We start from the raw sequence: 18,396 nt of genomic DNA, 5'->3' as shown, positions 1-18,396 counted from the left end.
AACAGGGGTCGCGACCCCTGTTATTTTCTATTTACACAGTTTATGAGATAGTCCTAATAAATATCTTAAATACGCTGGTGCCTTGATACCTCTAATGGGATTACCTTTTATTTTAAATTTGGATCATGAACTGATTAAAATTACTGTCGGTGTACTGCTTGTAGTTTATTTAATTTTTATAGTGTATATGTTAATTTTTCAACGGAGGAAATGGTTAAAGTTGAAAATGATCCAATAACGGGATCTTTATTCTTCCCAACTTCCCATTTTACCTGATTTATAATCTTCATAAGCCTGCTGTATCTCCTCTTCAGAATTCATTACAAAAGGTCCACCAAAAACTACATTTTCATTGAATGGTTCGGCATGTCCCAGCAAGAGGATGCTTTTCTCTTTAGCTGTAATATTCAGAATTTCACTATTCTTAGAAAATTCGGCTAAGTGAAGTTCAGGGACTTTTATTTCATTTACTTCTAAAGCTCCACGTATTACATAGAAAAAAATATTATCAGATTTTGGTATTTCCAGCTGAATTTCAGAATCTTCTTCAAAATGAACGAGAGATAAGGCTACCGAGGTTGGAGTATCAAAAGCACCACGAATACCTTTAAAATTCCCAGATACTACCTGAGCTCTAATAGATCCTTCCTTATTTTTCCAGACAGAGATCTGTTCTTCCTGAAGTCCGCTATAAGCGGGCTGCATCATCTTTAATCTTTTCGGTAAATTCACCCATAACTGTAGGATCTCCAAAGGTCCGCCTTGTTCTTTAAATTCTTTGGAAGAGATTTCAGAATGTAGTAATCCGCGCCCGGCAGTCATCCATTGCACACCACCACTTTCAATCACACTGTAATGGCCATCACTGTCTTTATGTGCAATGTCACCATCCAATATAAAAGTAACGGTTTCCATGCCTCTGTGAGGATGAGGACCAAATGGCAATCCATTATTATTTGGAGGATATTTTTGAGGTCCGTGATGGTTAAGAAAAATAAAAGGATCTATCATCTGCAGATTTCTCGTGGGTAGGGGAGACCATGTTTCCAAATCTCCCATGGGACGGTATTCTGCTTTATGAAGCTTTTTTATATTTCTCATTTTAGAAATTTATTTATTCCTTACGTAAATTAGTTTAAATTTGGAATTTGCATTTTCTCTCGATTCAATTTCAAATTTGTCTATAGAATTGATCATAGGAGTAAGTTTCTGAAATCCATAATTCCTGGAATCGAAGTTAGGCTGCTTTTTCTGAAGTAAGCTTCCCACATCTCCTAAAAATGCCCATCCATCCTCATCGGCGACATCAGATATTGTTTGAGAAATCAAGCGGACCACTTTTGGAGTGATCTTGTCTACATTTGCTTTTTTATTTTCTTTTTCCTTATTGCTCCTGTCACTTTCAGATTCTTTGGTATTGTTCTTTAAGATTTCAATATAAATGAATTTGTCGCAGGCGACGATGAAGGGGTCTGGTGTTTTCTTTTCACCAATCCCTATTACCTTCATACTGGCTTCTCTTAATCTTGTGGCCAGGCGGGTGAAATCTGAATCACTGGAAACGAGGCAGAATCCATCCACTTTATTTGAATAAAGAATATCCATCGCATCGATAATCATTGCCGAATCGGTGGCATTTTTACCCTGGGTGTAGCCATATTGCTGAATAGGATGAATGGCATTTTCCAGTAAAACATTCTTCCACTTATTCAAATGTGGCTTAGTCCAGTCTCCGTAAATTCTTTTTATCGTTGGATTACCGTATTTGGCAATTTCTTCCATCATCTCTTTAACGTGAGCTGAGGGTATATTGTCGCCGTCTATTAAAACGGCCAGATTAGTTTCCATTAGTCATATTTTTGGGTGACTAAAGTTACGTTTAAAAAATTAGTCAGGTATATTTCTGAAGAAAATGTATAAAAGAGGAGGCTGGCTAAAAAATATCCAACTATGCCATCGAAGTTAAAAAAACAGCAACTTCTAAACTGAAATCCAAACTAGAGATTGCTTTATTCTTTCGCGATAGGCTTCAATACTGATTTAAGCAACCTCCTCTATTAATTTTAGAACCTTAATAAAGCATTCATTTTCGATTTTTTCTGAGGCATAAATTCATGTTCTACCAGATAGACTTTTCCGCCCATTTCAATGGTTTTTTTAGCTGCCAGGTTTAATAATGAAGTATTCCCATTATTTCGATCTTCGCTTAGTTCTACTTTCATTTCATCCTCATGGTAATTCCCCCAAACTTCTGCACGGTTTTCAATGAATAAAGTATCTACTTTTCCCTGATAAATTGCAGGAATAATGTCGCTAACTGCAGATGTGGTATTCTCTGTACTGCTCAATTCCTTATACTTTTCAATCTTATTATTCCTGTTTTCATTCAAATAAGGCTCAAAGATTTCGAGAGCTTTATTCTGAATTCCAAGAATGTCGGTATCATTAGGATTCCCCGGGATCACTTTTTCAAATAAATGGTTATAGGTATTTGCTTCCTGATAAATCGGAAATAAATAATCCTGACAGTACACCACCAAAGGTAGTTTTTCCTTATTCAAGTAATCCTTGATACCCTGGTCTACCGCCCTAAAAAATTGCTTGAATTCTGTCTTTTCATCACGTTCACTACCGCCATGGCCATGAAACTGTGTTTTCTCACCACCTTCTCCCTGGGTCCTGAATTGTAGGGCTTTTTCCTTATAATCAAAGCCGACTCTTTCTTCCAGTCGGGATGGTGTTAAATCCTCAATTTCTATTGGAGTAATACTGTATTTTGAAGCTTCATATAAATTCACATCTTCCAGTTGAATGGCCAGAATATTAAATCTTCCATCACCGGTCATAGCTGGAATTAATGGTTTTACATAAAATTCATCAGAAATATAGTGGTAAGCTTCAAAATTTACAGGAATCGTATAACTTTCAAAGAAATCTGATGAAGAAAATACTGCGAGACCATCAGATTGATGTCTCCAAAAACCACGATCGTCCAGCAAAGCTTGTATAGGTTTACCTATCTTTTCAATGGTATCCTCGGCAATATTATCTGCTTTCAATTTCTTTTTTATCTCATTCCATTGAGAATTGAGATGCTTTTTGTTCTTTTCTTCCAGCACCTCTTTTCCAGCTCTTTGGGTGGGTATAAAAATTGAAACACAAGGTTCATTTTTATAATTCGCTATTTTTTTAAATTCTTGCTCATTAATCATCGACATAACTTTGATTTTTTCGGTTAATTAATAATGAGAAGATACGCTTAAACAGCGCTAATTCAAAGCTGTTAGCAGCTCGTTTCTGCTAAATGTTTCTTAATAATTCTGAAAAAATATTAATATACGTTAGTATTATAATTCATCATCAGGTTCAACATGAATAAGGACATCTGCAATCTGGGGAATTTTTTCCAGGATTTCATCTTTAACCCTATGTGCAATATCATGACCCTGTTTCACACTAATTTCAGCATTCACGGCGATATGAAGATCTACATGGTAGGTCATCCCGGTTTTTCTAACGAAGCATTTTTCAGTTTCAATTACGCCAGGATTGGTCTGGGCAATAACCCTAATTTGTTGCTCCACATCATCATATCTATGTTCATCCATAACTTCACCTAAAGCAGGTCTTAAAATAAGATAGGCATTAAAGAGGATAAACCCCGAAGCAAATAAAGCAGCCCAGTCGTCGGCATTTTCATATCCTTTTCCCATAAAAAGAGCAATGGAAATTCCTATAAAAGCCATTAAAGATGTAATTGCATCGCTGCGGTGGTGCCAGGCGTCTGCTTTTAAGGCTGAACTATTAGTTTGAGTTCCTTTTTTTGAAACAAATCTATACGAGACTTCTTTGATTATTATGATAACTAGAAGGACGATAAGAGTGTAGGGTTCTGGAACTTCGTGTGGGGTATTTATATTCTCTATACTTTCGTAAGCAATGATAGTGGCTGAAACTATTAAAAAACCTACCACCATAAAGGTGATTAGTGGTTCTATCTTTCCATGTCCGTAAGGATGGTTCTCATCTGCCGGTTTATTCGCATATCGCAATCCCAATAAAACTAAGAGGGAAGAGAAAACATCTGTTGTAGATTCTATCGCATCAGCAATAAGGGCATAGGAATTTCCAAATATACCGGTTACAGCTTTGGCAATAGCCAGGAGTGCATTTCCTGCAATACTAAAATAGGAAGCTTTCATCACTTCCCGGTATTCCGGTTGCATAACTTTGAATTTGGAGTCTACAAATTTAGCAGAATTACCTGGTTTCACTATTTACAGGCGATTATAATTCTATATAAAGAAAATGATTCTGACCTCTCCTATTGTTATCACCACCAGACTATAAAGAATTTATGATACGTTGTTTTTGTTTTCATCCACACCAATGAAGCTTTATTCTTTGAAAATAGCAAATCTATTAATTTCAGTAATTCACTTTGGCTAAGCCAATTTAAATTATGTTCCGGATTACAACTCCAGTCTTTTTTCTTCGGACTATAAAACAAATTATCCTTCCAGGCCTTTTTTATAAAATCATCGAAATGATACCAGTGGCCAGCTATACAATCTAAATTTACCAGTTCCGGGTGATAAGTAATATTAGAATCTTCTGTGAAAAGCTGAGCTTTGAAACATAATTGTTGTTCAATTTTATCTGTCGAAATATTAAGATCATTTAAATATTCTGAAGTTTCAGATTTATATAATAGGGGAAATTGCCTGGATTTAAGTCGCGAAAACTTCTCATAAAGACTATCCCGCCTGTTGGGACCAATCCATCGGTTTATTTCTGAAGAGAAAGTTTTATCATAGATATATAATTTATACACTAGCTCTATGTGTAGTGGTTTTGAATATAGCCTGTCGTAAATGAGAAAATCAAGTTCTCCCAGGGTTTGTTTATTAGCAATAACCTGAATATTGGAAGCGATAAGTTCATATCTATCGCTATGCTTAATCGCTACTTCGAAAAAGCTTTCCATTCGTTTTCCTAACACTGAATTTCTGGGGTGATCTAACTTTTTAAGATCTGCTATCAGTTCATTAGTAATTTGTACTTTCTTAAAACTGAAAGTAGCGAGATCTCCTTTGTGGTTTTCTGAAAAAATATCCGGAGTATCCAAAAAACCCTTGAACTGATCTAATATATTGGACTCTTTCAATAAATGTATTGATTATTAATTTCTAGGAACCTGAACTTATTTCAGCTTAATTGGAATCCAAATATCCTCCTGTGATTCTGGATTTTCCGGACCTTTATAATCTTCACCTAAAACTTCAAAATGAGGGCGATCATCCAGTTTATAATCAGAATCCGGAAGCCATTGATTAAAAATAAAATTAGAGGTTTCGGCAAATTCCCTGGCGGTGCCTTTATGGGTGAAAACGGCATATTTGCCACCCGGAATTTCAAGCTTTTCCAAACCTTTGGGAATTTCTGAATAATTTGAAACTTCTGTGGCCGCCCATTTACTAAATTCAGATTGAGTATCAAATTCACCACTCATGAATTTTTCTCCATATATCTGCACAGAATAAAGGTTTTCCCCGGTAATATTTTCAATAGATCCTTTTAATTTCATGAACCTGTTCCATAGGAGACTGGTTTTATCATCAGCCAGGCTGGTCGCAATACATATACCTATCAACTTTTTAGATTCTAAATCTCTTATTACCGGTTTTGAAATCATTGCAGATTATAAATTAAATTGGTCAAAGAATTCCAAATATAGAATAATACTCAGAATCCTTTGGGATTAAAGAAATATTATCATCTATATCTTTCATTTCAGTTTTTAACTTAACTCATAACAATCCATCCATACCGATGTATTACCCTCTAAACGCTCTGCGACCGGAGTATCATAGGTAATTAATAACTTGCCGTCCGGTAAAAATGCCATTCCTTCAGCTTTATCTGTTCCATGTTCAATTTCTGCTCCCCTGGTTACATCAAATAATCTTTCCGAATCATGGATAACACTGGAATGTTGTTCTGGTAGTCCGCCTTTTATTTTATAAATACTAATAGTGCCATCGAGATCCATCGTTGGACCGGCAAGAAGGTAGAGGTCTCCATTCTCAGTAATATTTAGCTCACGTATTCCCATTCCTTGAAGATCTATAAAATGTTTTCGGTATAATTTACCTTCTTCTGAAAATTGAGATAATAGAAGCTCGTCCTCAAATTCTTTACATCCAATTTCCAAAATAACCGCGTAACCATTAAGAACAGGGCCACGCAAACCAATAAAAATCCGTTCGTTATATATAGCCAGACCTTCAATATCAAAACCATTATCCTTACAAGGGATCATCATAAACCTTTCCAGGTGCTCATCCCGTATTAACGCATTATGAAGCTCAGTACTCTTTGTGCCTCCCCGAAGTAATAATGCCCTAATTGAATTTCCCTGGTATTCAATTTCTTTAAAAAGTTCGTAAGTGCCATTCTTTTTTATGCAGGGGATACGGCCCAAACTGAACCTATTTTCGTCTGTTGCTATATCACTAAGACTACTTAACTGTTTTTCCAGCGACTCTTCTTTGGAAGGGGAATCACGTTTAAAACTCATACTGCCGCAAAACCACAAATAGGGTTCCTGATAAGCAAGTGCTTCCATATCTAATTCAGAACTTCCCGATGGCAGATCAAGGAAATTATTCATTTCATAATGTTTATGATAGTCATATCCATTTTCTGTACGAGTTAACCGTTCAATTCCTGCGTCCTCATCATAACTTAACCATAAATTATCCTCTGTTGCCAGGCAGCTGGAGATCTCTGTTCTTAAATCATCCAAATTCGAAAATTTTTCATCAAACCTAAGTAGACATCTATTGCTGATTTTTTTCTGACTGGGTTTCATAATATTTCGATTTACCTCAATTTAAATAGATTTAGAGAGCTTCGAAAGATTTTCCCTGCTTTTAAGATTAGTTTGTAATTTTTGAAATGTATTTGTGAAACACTCCTGTCCGGTTAAAGAAACTAGATCGCTTCGCTTTTGGATCTAAGAAGTTAGACTTGAACTTAACTAACTGAATAACAAAAGAAGTTGGAAATTGTGTTTTTCAAAGAATACCACAATTCAACAAATTATAAAAGCAGGATAAATAGCAGTAAAAAATTTTGAAATATTGAAAATCCTGGGTTCAGGTTCGTTCTTTAAAATTTTTATCAGACACTACTATTTGGCAAACTATCCTGGAGTAAATTTTAAATATATTTGTGCAAAATTCCAGATTTGTTCCGAAAGCGATTTTATTACTTTATTAAAGTTCAATATTTAGGCTACAGGCTCCATGGCTGGCAAAAACAGCCCGATGTAAAAACAGTAGAAGGACTTATCACAAAAACTTTGGGTTGGGTGATGCCCGAGGCAAAATATAAGATTCTTGGTACCAGTAGAACCGATGCTATGGTTTCAGCAGAAGAATCGGCTTTTGAATTGTTTTTAGAGAATGAGCCTTTAGAAAACCTGGAGGAATTCCTGGAGCTATTCAATAAAAACCTTCCCCAGGATATAAGGGCATTAAGTATTGAAGAGGTTGATGAGAAATTCAATATCATTCAAAATTCCAAAACCAAAGAATACGCTTATTTATTTAGTATAGGAGATAAATTCCATCCCTTTTGTGCCCCTTTTATGGCCAATTTTCAGGAAGATCTTGATATTGAAAAGATGAAAGAGGCAGCTAATTTATTCCAGGGGAGGCATAATTTTAAAAACTACTGTGTAAGGGTTTCTGAAAAAAGCACTTTTGAGAGGGAAATGTTACGTGCTGAACTTGTTGAAAATACTCTTTACAAAGCGAATTTTTTTCCGGAAAAATCCTATATTTTTCATATTCATGCCGCCGGTTTTTTGCGCCACCAGGTGCGATTAATGATGGGCAGTTTGGTATTGGTTGGTAGGGGGGAACTTAACCTTCAGGATATTGCAGACAGTTTAAAACCTGATTGTCCGCAACTTCAAATGGATTATATCGCTCCAGCCTCTGGACTTATTCTCAGAAATATAAGCTTTGATTAATTCTCTTTATCTTCCAGAATTTTGAGGGATATTTTAATATTTTCATAAGGAATAGCTTCTTCAAAATACTCAAAATAAGTTCTTAGAGAATTAGGATTTTCAAGCGCTGTTTTGGCTTTCTCGATAGCTTTTAGATCTGAAATTGGAATGAACTGATGCAGGTTTATTTCTTTGCCTTCATCATATAACTTTATAAGATGGCTGAAAATGGTATTTTTTGCCATACCTCGTTCTTTTGCTATCTCTTCCACACTTAAGCCATCTGTATAGAGCGATAAGGTTTCCTGAAGCGTATTTCCCTTTTTGGTTTTTTTCTTTGGTTTTTTCTCTTGCTTATCTTTACTGAATGCAATAATCTCTTTAATGAACCTATATCCGTAATCTTCCATCTTTTTTCTTCCAACCCCATCGATAAGAAGAAATTCAGAATCAGACATTGGCCGTTGTTTTTCCATGTCTTTCAGTGCAGCATCGTTGAAAATAAGATAGGCAGGAATATCTTCTTCTTTGGCAATTTTGAGTCTTAATTGTCTTAAGCGTTCAAATAGAGAATTTGTGACTTTAGCTGCTTTTTTGGCCGGAGTTTTTAATTGTTCTTCCTTCACATCTGCCAGGTGAACCTTTTCGTTTTCGAATAAGACTTTTTTGGACTGTTCAGTTAGCCGAAGATGGTTATTTTGATCGAAGGCTATTTCAACATAGCCAAGATTAATAAGCTGAATTAGGTATTGCTGCCAGTGTCTCCAGGAAATATCCTTTCCAATCCCGTAGGTAGAGAGTTGTTCATAGTTGTTTCTTCTTACCACTTCATTTTGAGAGCCACGCAAGACGTCTATCACTGCTGAAATAGGCTCAGCTCCCTTCAGTCTGAAAATACAGGAAAGGGCTTTTTGTGCGATAATGGTTCCGTCGAAAAACTCTGGCGGATTCCTGCAAATATCGCAGTTGCCGCAATCTTCAGCCAGATATTCTCCAAAATAGCTAAGCAGGATCTTTCGCCTGCAGCTAAATGCTTCGGAATATTGCTTCATCCGGTCTAACTTCGCTAATTGAACTTCTTCGTTTTTAGCATTGGAAGCAAATTTCTGAAGTTGCACCACATCGGCATAGCTGTGAAATAGTAGGGTGTCTGATGGTAATCCATCTCGACCTGCACGGCCAATCTCCTGGTAATAGCCTTCCAGATTTTTCGGCATATTATAATGGATCACCCAACGGATATTGGATTTATCGATCCCCATCCCAAAGGCTATGGTCGCACAAATAATCTGTTTTTCATCATTGATAAAATCATCCTGGATCTGCGACCTGTTAAGATGATCTATGCCTGCGTGATAGGCTTCAGCTTTAAAACCTTTTGCCTTAAGTTTTAAGGCAAGTTCTTCGGTGGTTTTTCGGCTTAGACAATAAATGATTCCGCTTTCATTTTGGCGGTTCTTAAGGAACTGCGTGATCTGTTCAAACCTTTTGATTCCGGGCTTCACCTCCAGGCTAAGGTTTTTGCGATCAAAGGAAGCGATATGTTTTTCAGCTTTTGGAATATTAAGCTGTTTGCAAATATCATTTCGGGTGGCTTTATCTGCAGTTGCGGTCAGGGCCAAAATTGGGGTAGAAGGGAAGCGGTTCTTCAAATATCCCAATTGCGTATATGCTGGCCTGAAATCATGCCCCCAGCTTGATATACAATGTGCTTCATCAATAGCAATAAGATCTACCTTTCCATCTACCAGAAAACGATCTACCAGCTGAAGGCTCTCCGGGGCTACATAAAGCAATTTGATCTCTTTATTCTCAATCTTCTGAAAAATAGCCTGCTTGTCTGCCTCTTCCTGGCTACTGTTTAGATATGCGGCAGGAACTCCATTGGCATTCAATCCATCTACCTGATCTTTCATCAGGGCAATTAAGGGAGAAATAACCAGGGAAATTTCAGAAAGTAAAATGGCTGGTAACTGGTAACAAATAGATTTGCCGCCCCCTGTAGGCATGATCACTAAATTATCCCGGCCATCAAATACAGAATTTATGATCTTCTTTTGTAAGGGTCTAAATTTCTCATAACCAAAATACTCTTTCAACGTATCGAGCAGGACAGCTTCTTTCATAATTGCAAAGGTAAAATTAAGTGTATATTTTATGTAATTCCTAAGAAGGATTTATCTGAAAGAATCTGAATTTTATTCAAATGCTTATATTCAAATTTCTGTTAGGAGATAATTAGTACTTTTAATAAAAATTTATTCTACTTATGGCCAAGAGGAGAAAGCTGATGCTTCGACGTCCTAAAACTACCAAATCTGTAAATCAGGTTCCCGGAACCATGACCTATGTGGGTAACAAGGAGGCTGTTGAAACCAAGCTTGATGTTATAGATTATAATAAAGAACGATTTGAAAGGTTTAGTTCTACCACACCCGAAGATGCATTTTCATTTGTAGATGAACATAGTATAACCTGGTTCAATATAGACGGGCTTAGTAATGTTGAGGAAATAGAGAAGCTAGGTGATTATTATGAGCTTCATCCTTTGGTGATGGAAGATATTGTAAACACAGGGCAACGTCCTAAAATTGAAGAATATCAGGATTATCTCTTTATAGTGGCACAGATGCTTTACTATAAAAATGGCGAGATTGAAAATGAACACATCAGTATGATCGTGGGTAAGAATTATGTACTTACTTTTCAGGAAGCAGATGGGGATGTTTTTGACCCAATTAGAGAGCGGATAGAAACAGCTAAAGGCAGGATCAGGTCCCGCGGAGCAGATTATTTAATGTTTGCGCTATTGGATTCTATCATCGATAATTATTTCCTGGTAATAGACGATATGAGCGATCGTATTGAAAGCCTGGAGGAAAGCTTATTTACATCACGTCCCAGTGACGATATTACTTATGAGATTCAGGATCTAAAAAGGAATATTTTAAGGATTCGAAGAGCTGTTTTTCCCCTTCGGGAGGTTATTAGCCGATTGGAAAAAATGGATAGCGAACTTATAGATCCTCATACCAGCAATTTTATAAGGGACCTGTATGATCATATTATTCAAATTTCAGAAAACATAGATATCTATCGTGAAATGATCTGGGGCCTAATGGATATGTATATGACCACGATTAGCAATAAAATGAATGAAGTGATGAAGGTGCTTACCATCATGGCAAGTATCTTTATTCCTTTAACTTTCATTGCCGGTATCTACGGGATGAACTTCGAATATATTCCGGAATTACAATGGAGATATAGTTATTTCGTACTTTGGGGAGTCATGATCATCATTTTTCTTCTGATGCTCTATTACTTCAAAAGAAAAAAATGGATATAAACTCCTAATTTTAGAAGATGAAAATTTTATTTATAAGTATATTCAGTTTAATCACTTTAAATATATCTTTTGCCCAGGAAGAAAGGACTAAGATAAATGATTCAATGAATAAGATGTACGTAGGAACCTATACCAAAACTGAAGGACATGTAGATGGAAAAGCAAAAGGTATCTACCTGCTGCATCAAAATTCCGATAACGGTCATCTTGAATTAAAAGGAACGGTTGCTGAAGTGGTGAATCCATCTTTTTTAAAAGTTGGTAGGATGGGTAAATATTTATTTGCGGTTAGTGAATTAGGCCCCAATGACGGAGATCATGGTTTTATCTATTCCTATGAAATCCTGGAAGATGGAAAATTAAAGGAGATTAGCAAGAAATCATCCGGAGCACCTGCACCTTGCCATATTGCGATAGACCGCTCCAATAAATATGTCTTTGTAAGTAATTATTTAGGCGGAGTGGTGATGTCTTATAAGATAAATGCTGATGGTAGCCTGCTTCAAAACCAGGAAATTAATCTGAAAAATCCGCAGGAATCACATGCTCATTCCGTAAAGATAAGTGGTGATAATCGTTATGCTTATATCGCTGACCTCGGAAATGATAAGATATGGATCTTCGATTTTAAGGACGGAAAATTAGTCCCTCATGAACAGCAATTTATCGAACTTAAAAAGGGAGCGGGTCCCAGGCATATAAGTTTTGCTAAAAACGGGAGCTATGCTTATTCTATGAATGAATTGAATAGTACAGTTAGCACTTTTAAAGTTCTTAAAGATGGCGGATTGGAACTGATACAAAATAAATCATCATTGCCAGAATCTTATAAGCAGTCTAACTCTGGAGCTGATATTCATATTCATCCTTCTGGAAAATTTATTTATGCTTCCAACAGGGGACATAATAGTATTGCCATATTTAAGGTTGAAGATTCAGGAATGCTATCCAATGTTGATTTTGTACCGGTAGCGGGGAAAACTCCCAGGAACTTTGCTATTTCACCCTTTGGGAAATACCTTTATGCTGCCAGTCAGGATACCGGTAATATCACCACGTATAAAATCAATGCTGATACGGGAAAATTAAAACCCCAGGAGCCGGTATTTGAAATTAAAACACCGGTTTGTTTAGAGTTTGTAAAATAATTGTTTTTGGAACCGATTAAAAGATCCAAAATACCAGGACATTTTACTGTGAATAGGAAGCAATCTCTACATTTTTTAGATTCAAAAGAGAGATTGCTTCACTAAGTTCACAATGCTTTTCTTAAATCATTCTCCTAAACTTCTTTTACCACAAAAAATCCATCATTTCCCTGTGATTGATAGAGAGGCATAAAAATATGGGCATCCCATTCGCTTTTTACGTCATTACCGTTTTGTTTAGCGAGTAATTCCCCTTTTTCAATCTTCTGAAAGTTCTCATAGCCAGGTTCCATTTCAAATATATCTGAATCTTCTAAGCCATGCCTATAAAGAATTTCAAAAGTTTTTTGTTCCGGAGCGTTCTTTTTTGCAAAACGATCCACGCATTCCGGATAAGTAGAAATCTTTTTCAGATCCAGGCCGCAAGCTTCCTTCAACGCCAGCCAGATAACTCCTTCATGATTTTCCTGAGAAGTCTTATCTGTATGCTGTCCCGCTTCAAACACAAAACCAGTCATACCAATCCTGCTGAGGTAATGATCTATATCGCCCGTAATTATATCGCTGAATCCACGAATAATATAGGTAGGAAATTTATGTGCCCATTCATCATTATCATTCACCTCCTGAACCGAAACATAAGGCAGGCTTGCAGAGGAGGTAGTATGACAATCCAGAAAATATCTCTTCGTGAAATCACCTTTCGACTGCTCTTTCAAAACTTCAATAATCTCAAACATCTCCCGTTCTTCATGGGAATCTGGCTGATTTTTCTCTATATTCTCTTCTGTCCAGGTTCTGTTAAGATCTTCATCTATATACCGCTTATTTTGATTCAGGGCTTTTTTATTACCGGAAACACCAACAATAGTACCTTCTATCTCAGGTTTTGTCTTTTCCAGTTCTTCAAAAACATTTATCAAAGCTTTTACCCCGCTAGGCTCATTTCCGTGAATACCGGCAGTTACAAAAAGGAGAGGCCCTTTTTTTCCTGAACTATATTTTCCTAAAATTCTGGGAATATCTTTCTTCAAAGCTGTGCTCATATTAAAATTTTAATCCATGGTTGCAAGGGTTCGGTTACTCAGCTGACCCTTATAAATTTCCTTAAACTCCACTTTTCTTTCAATAGCTTCAATTATATAATCGGTGAAGGCAGGAAGTCCGATATCTTTGAATCGCTCCATTCCTCCAGGACTAAGCACATTGATCTCAATTAGCTTATCATCTACAATATCAAGTCCAACGAAAAATAATCCATCACGAATTAATTTAGGAGCAGTAAGATCTATAATTCGTTGCATTGCCGGAGTCAGGTCGCTGCTATCTGCAGTTGCACCTACAGAAAAATTACTCCTGAATTCTCCCTCTCCGCTTACTCTTCTAATAATTGCTTTTTTTCCGTCTTTTTCCATCACTTTCCCATTTACTAGCAATACCCGGACATCTCCATCTTTTCCGGCAGGAAGATACTCCTGTGAGATCACATATCCCTGGGAGCTTAAATGTGTAATGATCTGATTTACATTTTTTTCATGCTCATCAATGAGATAAACGTCCTGACCACCTGAACCCTCTAAAGGTTTTAGAACCATTTTCTTATTTTTCTGGTTTTCCCAGAAATTCAGAATTTGATCTTTATCACGCGTAATAATGGAGGAAGGTTTTATCTCCTGCGGAAGCTCTTCAAAATATAATTTATCTATAAAAGCATGAGATAATGCATACGCATCATTCAATACTAAAACCTCTTCCTGCTGAATCATCCTTCCGAAAGCAATACCCGCCTGTTCAGCCCACTGTCTTCCATCTTCTTCCGTAGGATTGTTACGAATGAATAAAACATCGAGTTTTGAGGAATCTATTGTTTTTAGCTTATTTTTCTTATCCTGCAGCGCCTCTAAAAATTTTTGAGGAGATTTACTCTTAAAACTTTTTGGCACTGAAACTGCATTTATACTAATAGGTTTATGGTGATGGAATGTAAAATCCCCAACACCCATCGCATAAACTTCATGACCTCTTTGATGTGCCATAGACATCAATGCGGTAGAAGTACCATTTTTCTCTGTTGCGACATCATTTAAAACAAAACATATTTTCATTTACATACCATTTGTGGAAGGCTCAGGCCTTTCCTGATTAAATTTAATTTTTCGTGCATTTTCTTACTATGCAGGTAACTTGGTTTTACCTGCACAGGCTTAAGAACTTTTCGGTCTGTGAGTTCTTTAATTATATCGGTGTGTTTTATACCATATTTTCCGGCAAGCAGAGGCTCATATTCGCCTCCATTTTTTAAGTATTCTTTTAGTAATACCAGGCCTTTTAAATAAATAATATCTTTTAGAAATCCACCTCCCTGCATAATTCTGGAAGTGATGTTAAAAGCTCTTTCCGGAGAAAAACCATAATCTAATTTCAGTAATCTGAAAATCTCCTGAAAATTACCACCTTCCATTAATGCTTCTCCGGCAATTACCCTGCCGGCAAGAATTCTTAACCTATTTGCGGTAAGTCCATCTACCATAAATTCGGACATCACAGCAAGTCCTTCCTGGAGAGGGTCATAATCTGCCAGTCCTATACTTAACTGATTTAGTGGTTGATTGCTACCATTGTAATAGGTTAGCACATGGGTGCCTACTTCATGCTGAATAAGAGCCTCAGCTTCAATACGCTTCATTTTATAATCTGCAGGAATATACAGTTCACCGTGAGAGACCATCATCACGTTCACATCTTTTCTAATATGAACTCTGCATTTAAAATTTTCATCCTGCTCACGGAAATAATCAAATTCTTTTCTGGCCATACTACTGAAGGCCTTAGAATCTAGTAGATCCTCTTCATCTATTTCAGTTTCTTCTTCTACTGCACTTAAAATTTTTCTTGCTTCTTCGCAAAGCGAATTTTCCACACCCTTATAAAGGCGAATACTATCATACATAAAATTAGTAGTGCCACGCTCGTTTAACATGCTAATTTGCATATCCAGTTCTTCGCGTTTTTCCCTAAATAGATAAGACATAGCCGGATCATCTATATCTTCGATCTTTAAATTGTACAACTTTCTTTTAAGAACATCGGGGTCTATGGGTAATAGCCGGTAGTGATAGTCTATAACTTTTTGGTAATCGCTTTCAAAAAATTTCTTTTTAATGTCATGTATATTTGCGGGTGATACAAGCCATAGAAATTGATAGGACCTTTCAATATCTGCGAGCTGTTTATCTATATCAAAAACTATCTGTTTTAGATATTTCCTCCCAAGTGCATTAAAACTGGCTACTCCCCCAGAAGTTTGTACCCTGATAAATTCAAAAAAGGAACGGTGAATAGCTTCTATTAAAAAATCTTTAAAATTTCTGAAAAAGACCGGATATAGTTCATTATCTCCATTTCGGTAAATAGGAGGGATTTCGAGTCCAACTACTACTGCTCCACAACTTTTTGCATCCTCAACTTTCATTAAAGGAGCTTCTCCTTCTGGTTGCCTGTGTGGTGTATCTACTATTTCTGTGTCAAGATAAATACCGGTAAATTCAGAATTTACTTTTAGAAAATTTTCTTTTAAAGTATCCAGGGTTGTTGGTAATTTTTGAGCCGGGCCTTTTATTCTGATTTTAGACGAATTTGGATCACCCGCATAAATTTCGAATAAAAGAAATGATTCGGTTTCAGCCGAAATCTGATCTGAGATTTTATAAAGCAGCTTTTGGTACCCTTCGAAATCTTCAGTTCCAACTACTAAATAAGAAGATTCATTCGTTACAAACCTTCTAGTTCCTTTATCATTCTCTTTTCTGCGGTAAATAACGAGATAAGGAAGCTCTTTTTCAATATGTAAAACGCCTTTGCCGGGAAGTTGGCAACTTATTTCATTTTCTTTTTCAAGAATTGTTAAAATTTGCTCAATGGAATTCTCAGATAAATCAGGTATTTCCTGCATTACTTTGAAAACTTTGTCTAATTGAAGGCCAAACATAGCCTGTCAATGTTGATTCTTAATTAGTTCACATTTGTTTAAATACCTAATTTAGGAAGATTAATAGGTAATAAGCCCAAATTTTAGCCTTTTGACAATTCTTTATGAAAGGCTTATAAATTAATGTGAAAGTTCGTAGCAGTATTCGAAGGAACCAGACCAGTATATTAACTATTTTCTCCTGAAGTTCAATGTGCGCCGGTGATGATTGTCATTTCTTATTTTTAAGTCTATTTTTGCGAAAATTTATATTGATATATGCATTATAGCCTTACGATCATTGTGCCTCTATATAATGAGGAAGAAAACCTTAGCAGAGTGGAGGAGAAGATGAAGGATTATATTTCCAGGGCCAGTATAAAATGCAGCGTTCTCTTTGTGAATGACGGGTCTATTGATAATTCTGAAGAATTGATGATTGCCATTTGTGAACGTAATCCAGAATTCAACTATATCAGTTTTGAAGAAAATCGAGGACTTAGTGCGGCTATCAAGGCAGGTTTTGATTATTCTAGCACCAATCTTACCGGTTATATAGATTCAGATCTGCAAACCGATCCTTTTGATTTTGAGTTGCTTTTAAAGGAAATTGAAGACTATGATCTGGTAAACGGTTTCCGTCACGAACGTAAAGATTCCGGAATAAAAAATTTTTCATCTCTCGTTGCCAATACTGTTAGAAACTGGTTTACCCACGATGGTATGTATGATACAGGCTGTCCTTTAAAAATCATCAAGACAGATTATGCTAAAAGAATTCCGATGTTCAGCGGACTTCATCGTTTTTTACCTGCTATGATTTTATTGCAGGGAGGGCGAATTAAACAGGTTCCTATAAAGCATTTTCCCAGGATGGCGGGTACTCCTAAATTTGGTCTTAGAAATAGATTATTTAAACCTTTAATGGATTGCTTCGCCTATTTATGGATGAAGAAGAATTACATAAATTATAAGGTTTCCAAAAAATCCTAAACAATCTATCTCATTGCTGTCTCTACTATTCTTTTTAGAATGATCCGGGACCCGGCAGTATTCTTAGCTACGATTAAAACAAAAAAGCCTTCTCAGAGTGAGAAGGCTTTTCGTGATGGCACCAGGATTCGAACCTGGGACCGCCTGCTTAGAAGGCAGGTGCTCTATCCAGCTGAGCTATGCCACCGTTTTGCGGTTGCAAATATAAGCCACTTTATAAATAATACAATGTTTTTTTCTCTAAAAAATCCGTCAACCCTAGAAATAGAAAAACTTCCCAAAGGAAGTTTTTGATTATCAGTCTATAGAGGGATTAGTGGCTTTTTAATTTTCCCTAATTAATTCTGGTTCCAGGCCTTTTGCAGTTATTATCAACTGATTTAAGTTGCTGGGAGTCGCCGCTTCTTCTTCAAAAATCTTGCTATATAAATTGTTGAACCTGCGAATCATTTCTAATGTCCTAAGGGAAAGATTAAAGAATGTACCGGATTCATGAATATTCTGAATCCATTCTTTAACTGTATCGATCTGTTTATATTCTTCCTTTGTGTTGAGGATATAATCCTGTTGTAATAGCATAACCAATTAAAGTTTTAGTTAGCCAAGCAGGAGGTTTCAATAGATTTGGTGAATCAAATATAAAGGTAATTCTTACCTGTTAGTACGGAATGATTGGAAAATCTTTGAATAGCCAGAATTAATCGGTAAATGACTATACTTAAGGTTTAAGAAATAATATTAATTTAGCTGAAAACTTCCTGATAGCTTTCATGACTCATATTTTTTACTTTTCTAAATGCATATTTTATAACCTGATTTTCATTTTTAAAACTAAAAATGAATAATGGAGAATTGGATAATTTATAGTCTTGGATTTATCGCACAATTACTGTTTTCAGGAAGAATGATCATACAGTGG

At 36.2% G+C, this 18,396-nt stretch carries 16 protein-coding genes and 1 tRNA gene; 4 read left to right on the top strand and 13 right to left on the bottom strand.

Going from position 1 to position 18,396, the window contains the following annotated elements:
• Positions 1-246 precede the first annotated feature (246 nt).
• The 7 genes from Q1K34_RS16945 to Q1K34_RS16915 all read right to left on the bottom strand — a co-directional run bounded on the left by Q1K34_RS16945 (position 247) and on the right by Q1K34_RS16915 (position 6,808).
• Positions 247-1,101 carry a pirin family protein gene (locus tag Q1K34_RS16945; protein ID WP_300441614.1) on the bottom strand — a complete coding sequence of 285 codons (855 nt, stop codon included), beginning with the start codon at positions 1,099-1,101 and terminating at the stop codon, positions 247-249.
• A 9-nt stretch (positions 1,102-1,110) separates the two neighbouring features.
• On the bottom strand, positions 1,111-1,848 hold the full coding sequence (locus tag Q1K34_RS16940) for an NYN domain-containing protein (RefSeq protein ID WP_300441611.1): 738 nt from the start codon (positions 1,846-1,848) through the stop codon (positions 1,111-1,113).
• 215 nt (positions 1,849-2,063) lie between these two features.
• Entirely contained in the window at positions 2,064-3,218 is a 1,155-nt protein-coding gene (locus Q1K34_RS16935) for a hypothetical protein (RefSeq protein ID WP_300441608.1), read from the bottom strand.
• Positions 3,219-3,347: 129 nt separating this feature from the next.
• On the bottom strand, positions 3,348-4,226 hold the full coding sequence (locus Q1K34_RS16930) for a cation diffusion facilitator family transporter (RefSeq protein ID WP_300441605.1): 879 nt from the start codon (positions 4,224-4,226) through the stop codon (positions 3,348-3,350).
• Positions 4,227-4,333: 107 nt separating this feature from the next.
• Positions 4,334-5,167 carry a DUF1853 family protein gene (locus Q1K34_RS16925; protein ID WP_300441602.1) on the bottom strand — a complete coding sequence of 278 codons (834 nt, stop codon included), beginning with the start codon at positions 5,165-5,167 and terminating at the stop codon, positions 4,334-4,336.
• 36 nt (positions 5,168-5,203) lie between these two features.
• On the bottom strand, positions 5,204-5,695 hold the full coding sequence (locus Q1K34_RS16920) for a GyrI-like domain-containing protein (RefSeq protein WP_300441600.1): 492 nt from the start codon (positions 5,693-5,695) through the stop codon (positions 5,204-5,206).
• A gap of 105 nt (positions 5,696-5,800) precedes the next feature.
• Positions 5,801-6,808, bottom strand: coding sequence for a DUF3616 domain-containing protein (locus Q1K34_RS16915; RefSeq protein ID WP_300441598.1), 1,008 nt, complete (start codon positions 6,806-6,808; stop codon positions 5,801-5,803).
• Positions 6,809-7,252: 444 nt separating this feature from the next.
• Here Q1K34_RS16915 and truA point away from each other — a divergent pair, with 444 nt between their 5' ends.
• Entirely contained in the window at positions 7,253-8,041 is a 789-nt protein-coding gene (gene truA, locus Q1K34_RS16910) for a tRNA pseudouridine(38-40) synthase TruA (protein ID WP_300441595.1), read from the top strand.
• Here truA and recQ read toward each other — a convergent pair.
• Positions 8,038-10,146, bottom strand: coding sequence for a DNA helicase RecQ (gene recQ / locus Q1K34_RS16905; protein ID WP_300441592.1), 2,109 nt, complete (start codon positions 10,144-10,146; stop codon positions 8,038-8,040). The genes truA and recQ overlap by 4 nt on opposite strands.
• A gap of 143 nt (positions 10,147-10,289) precedes the next feature.
• Here recQ and corA point away from each other — a divergent pair, with 143 nt between their 5' ends.
• Positions 10,290-11,369, top strand: a complete 1,080-nt coding sequence (gene corA, locus Q1K34_RS16900) for a magnesium/cobalt transporter CorA (RefSeq protein ID WP_300441589.1) — start codon at positions 10,290-10,292, stop codon at positions 11,367-11,369.
• A gap of 17 nt (positions 11,370-11,386) precedes the next feature.
• A complete protein-coding gene (locus tag Q1K34_RS16895) occupies positions 11,387-12,517 on the top strand; it encodes a lactonase family protein (protein WP_300441586.1) in 1,131 nt (376 codons plus the stop codon).
• A gap of 134 nt (positions 12,518-12,651) precedes the next feature.
• Here Q1K34_RS16895 and Q1K34_RS16890 read toward each other — a convergent pair whose 3' ends face one another.
• Genes Q1K34_RS16890 through Q1K34_RS16880 form a run of 3 tightly spaced genes read right to left on the bottom strand, consistent with a single transcriptional unit; the run spans position 12,652 to position 16,469 of the window.
• Entirely contained in the window at positions 12,652-13,563 is a 912-nt protein-coding gene (locus Q1K34_RS16890) for a succinylglutamate desuccinylase/aspartoacylase family protein (protein ID WP_300441584.1), read from the bottom strand.
• 9 nt (positions 13,564-13,572) lie between these two features.
• Complete coding sequence (locus Q1K34_RS16885; protein ID WP_300441581.1) at positions 13,573-14,622, bottom strand: glutathione synthetase; 1,050 nt, start codon at positions 14,620-14,622, stop codon at positions 13,573-13,575.
• Positions 14,619-16,469, bottom strand: coding sequence for a tyrosine/phenylalanine carboxypeptidase domain-containing protein (locus Q1K34_RS16880; RefSeq protein WP_300441578.1), 1,851 nt, complete (start codon positions 16,467-16,469; stop codon positions 14,619-14,621). The genes Q1K34_RS16885 and Q1K34_RS16880 overlap by 4 nt, the downstream gene beginning before the upstream one ends.
• 294 nt (positions 16,470-16,763) lie before the next feature.
• Here Q1K34_RS16880 and Q1K34_RS16875 point away from each other — a divergent pair, with 294 nt between their 5' ends.
• Positions 16,764-17,477, top strand: a complete 714-nt coding sequence (locus tag Q1K34_RS16875) for a glycosyltransferase family 2 protein (RefSeq protein WP_300441576.1) — start codon at positions 16,764-16,766, stop codon at positions 17,475-17,477.
• Between the two features lie 113 nt (positions 17,478-17,590).
• On the opposite strand, the gene Q1K34_RS16870 is transcribed toward Q1K34_RS16875, so the two are convergent.
• Both Q1K34_RS16870 and Q1K34_RS16865 read right to left on the bottom strand, forming a co-directional pair.
• Positions 17,591-17,664: transfer RNA gene (locus Q1K34_RS16870), tRNA-Arg, on the bottom strand.
• A gap of 137 nt (positions 17,665-17,801) precedes the next feature.
• Complete coding sequence (locus Q1K34_RS16865) at positions 17,802-18,056, bottom strand: hypothetical protein (protein WP_300441574.1); 255 nt, start codon at positions 18,054-18,056, stop codon at positions 17,802-17,804.
• Between the last annotated feature and the right edge of the window lie 340 nt (positions 18,057-18,396).

Source organism: Christiangramia sp. (genome assembly GCF_029937855.1).
Taxonomy (GTDB): domain Bacteria; phylum Bacteroidota; class Bacteroidia; order Flavobacteriales; family Flavobacteriaceae; genus Christiangramia.
Note: the sequence above shows the minus strand (reverse complement) of the source record. Positions and strands in the feature narration are given on the sequence as shown.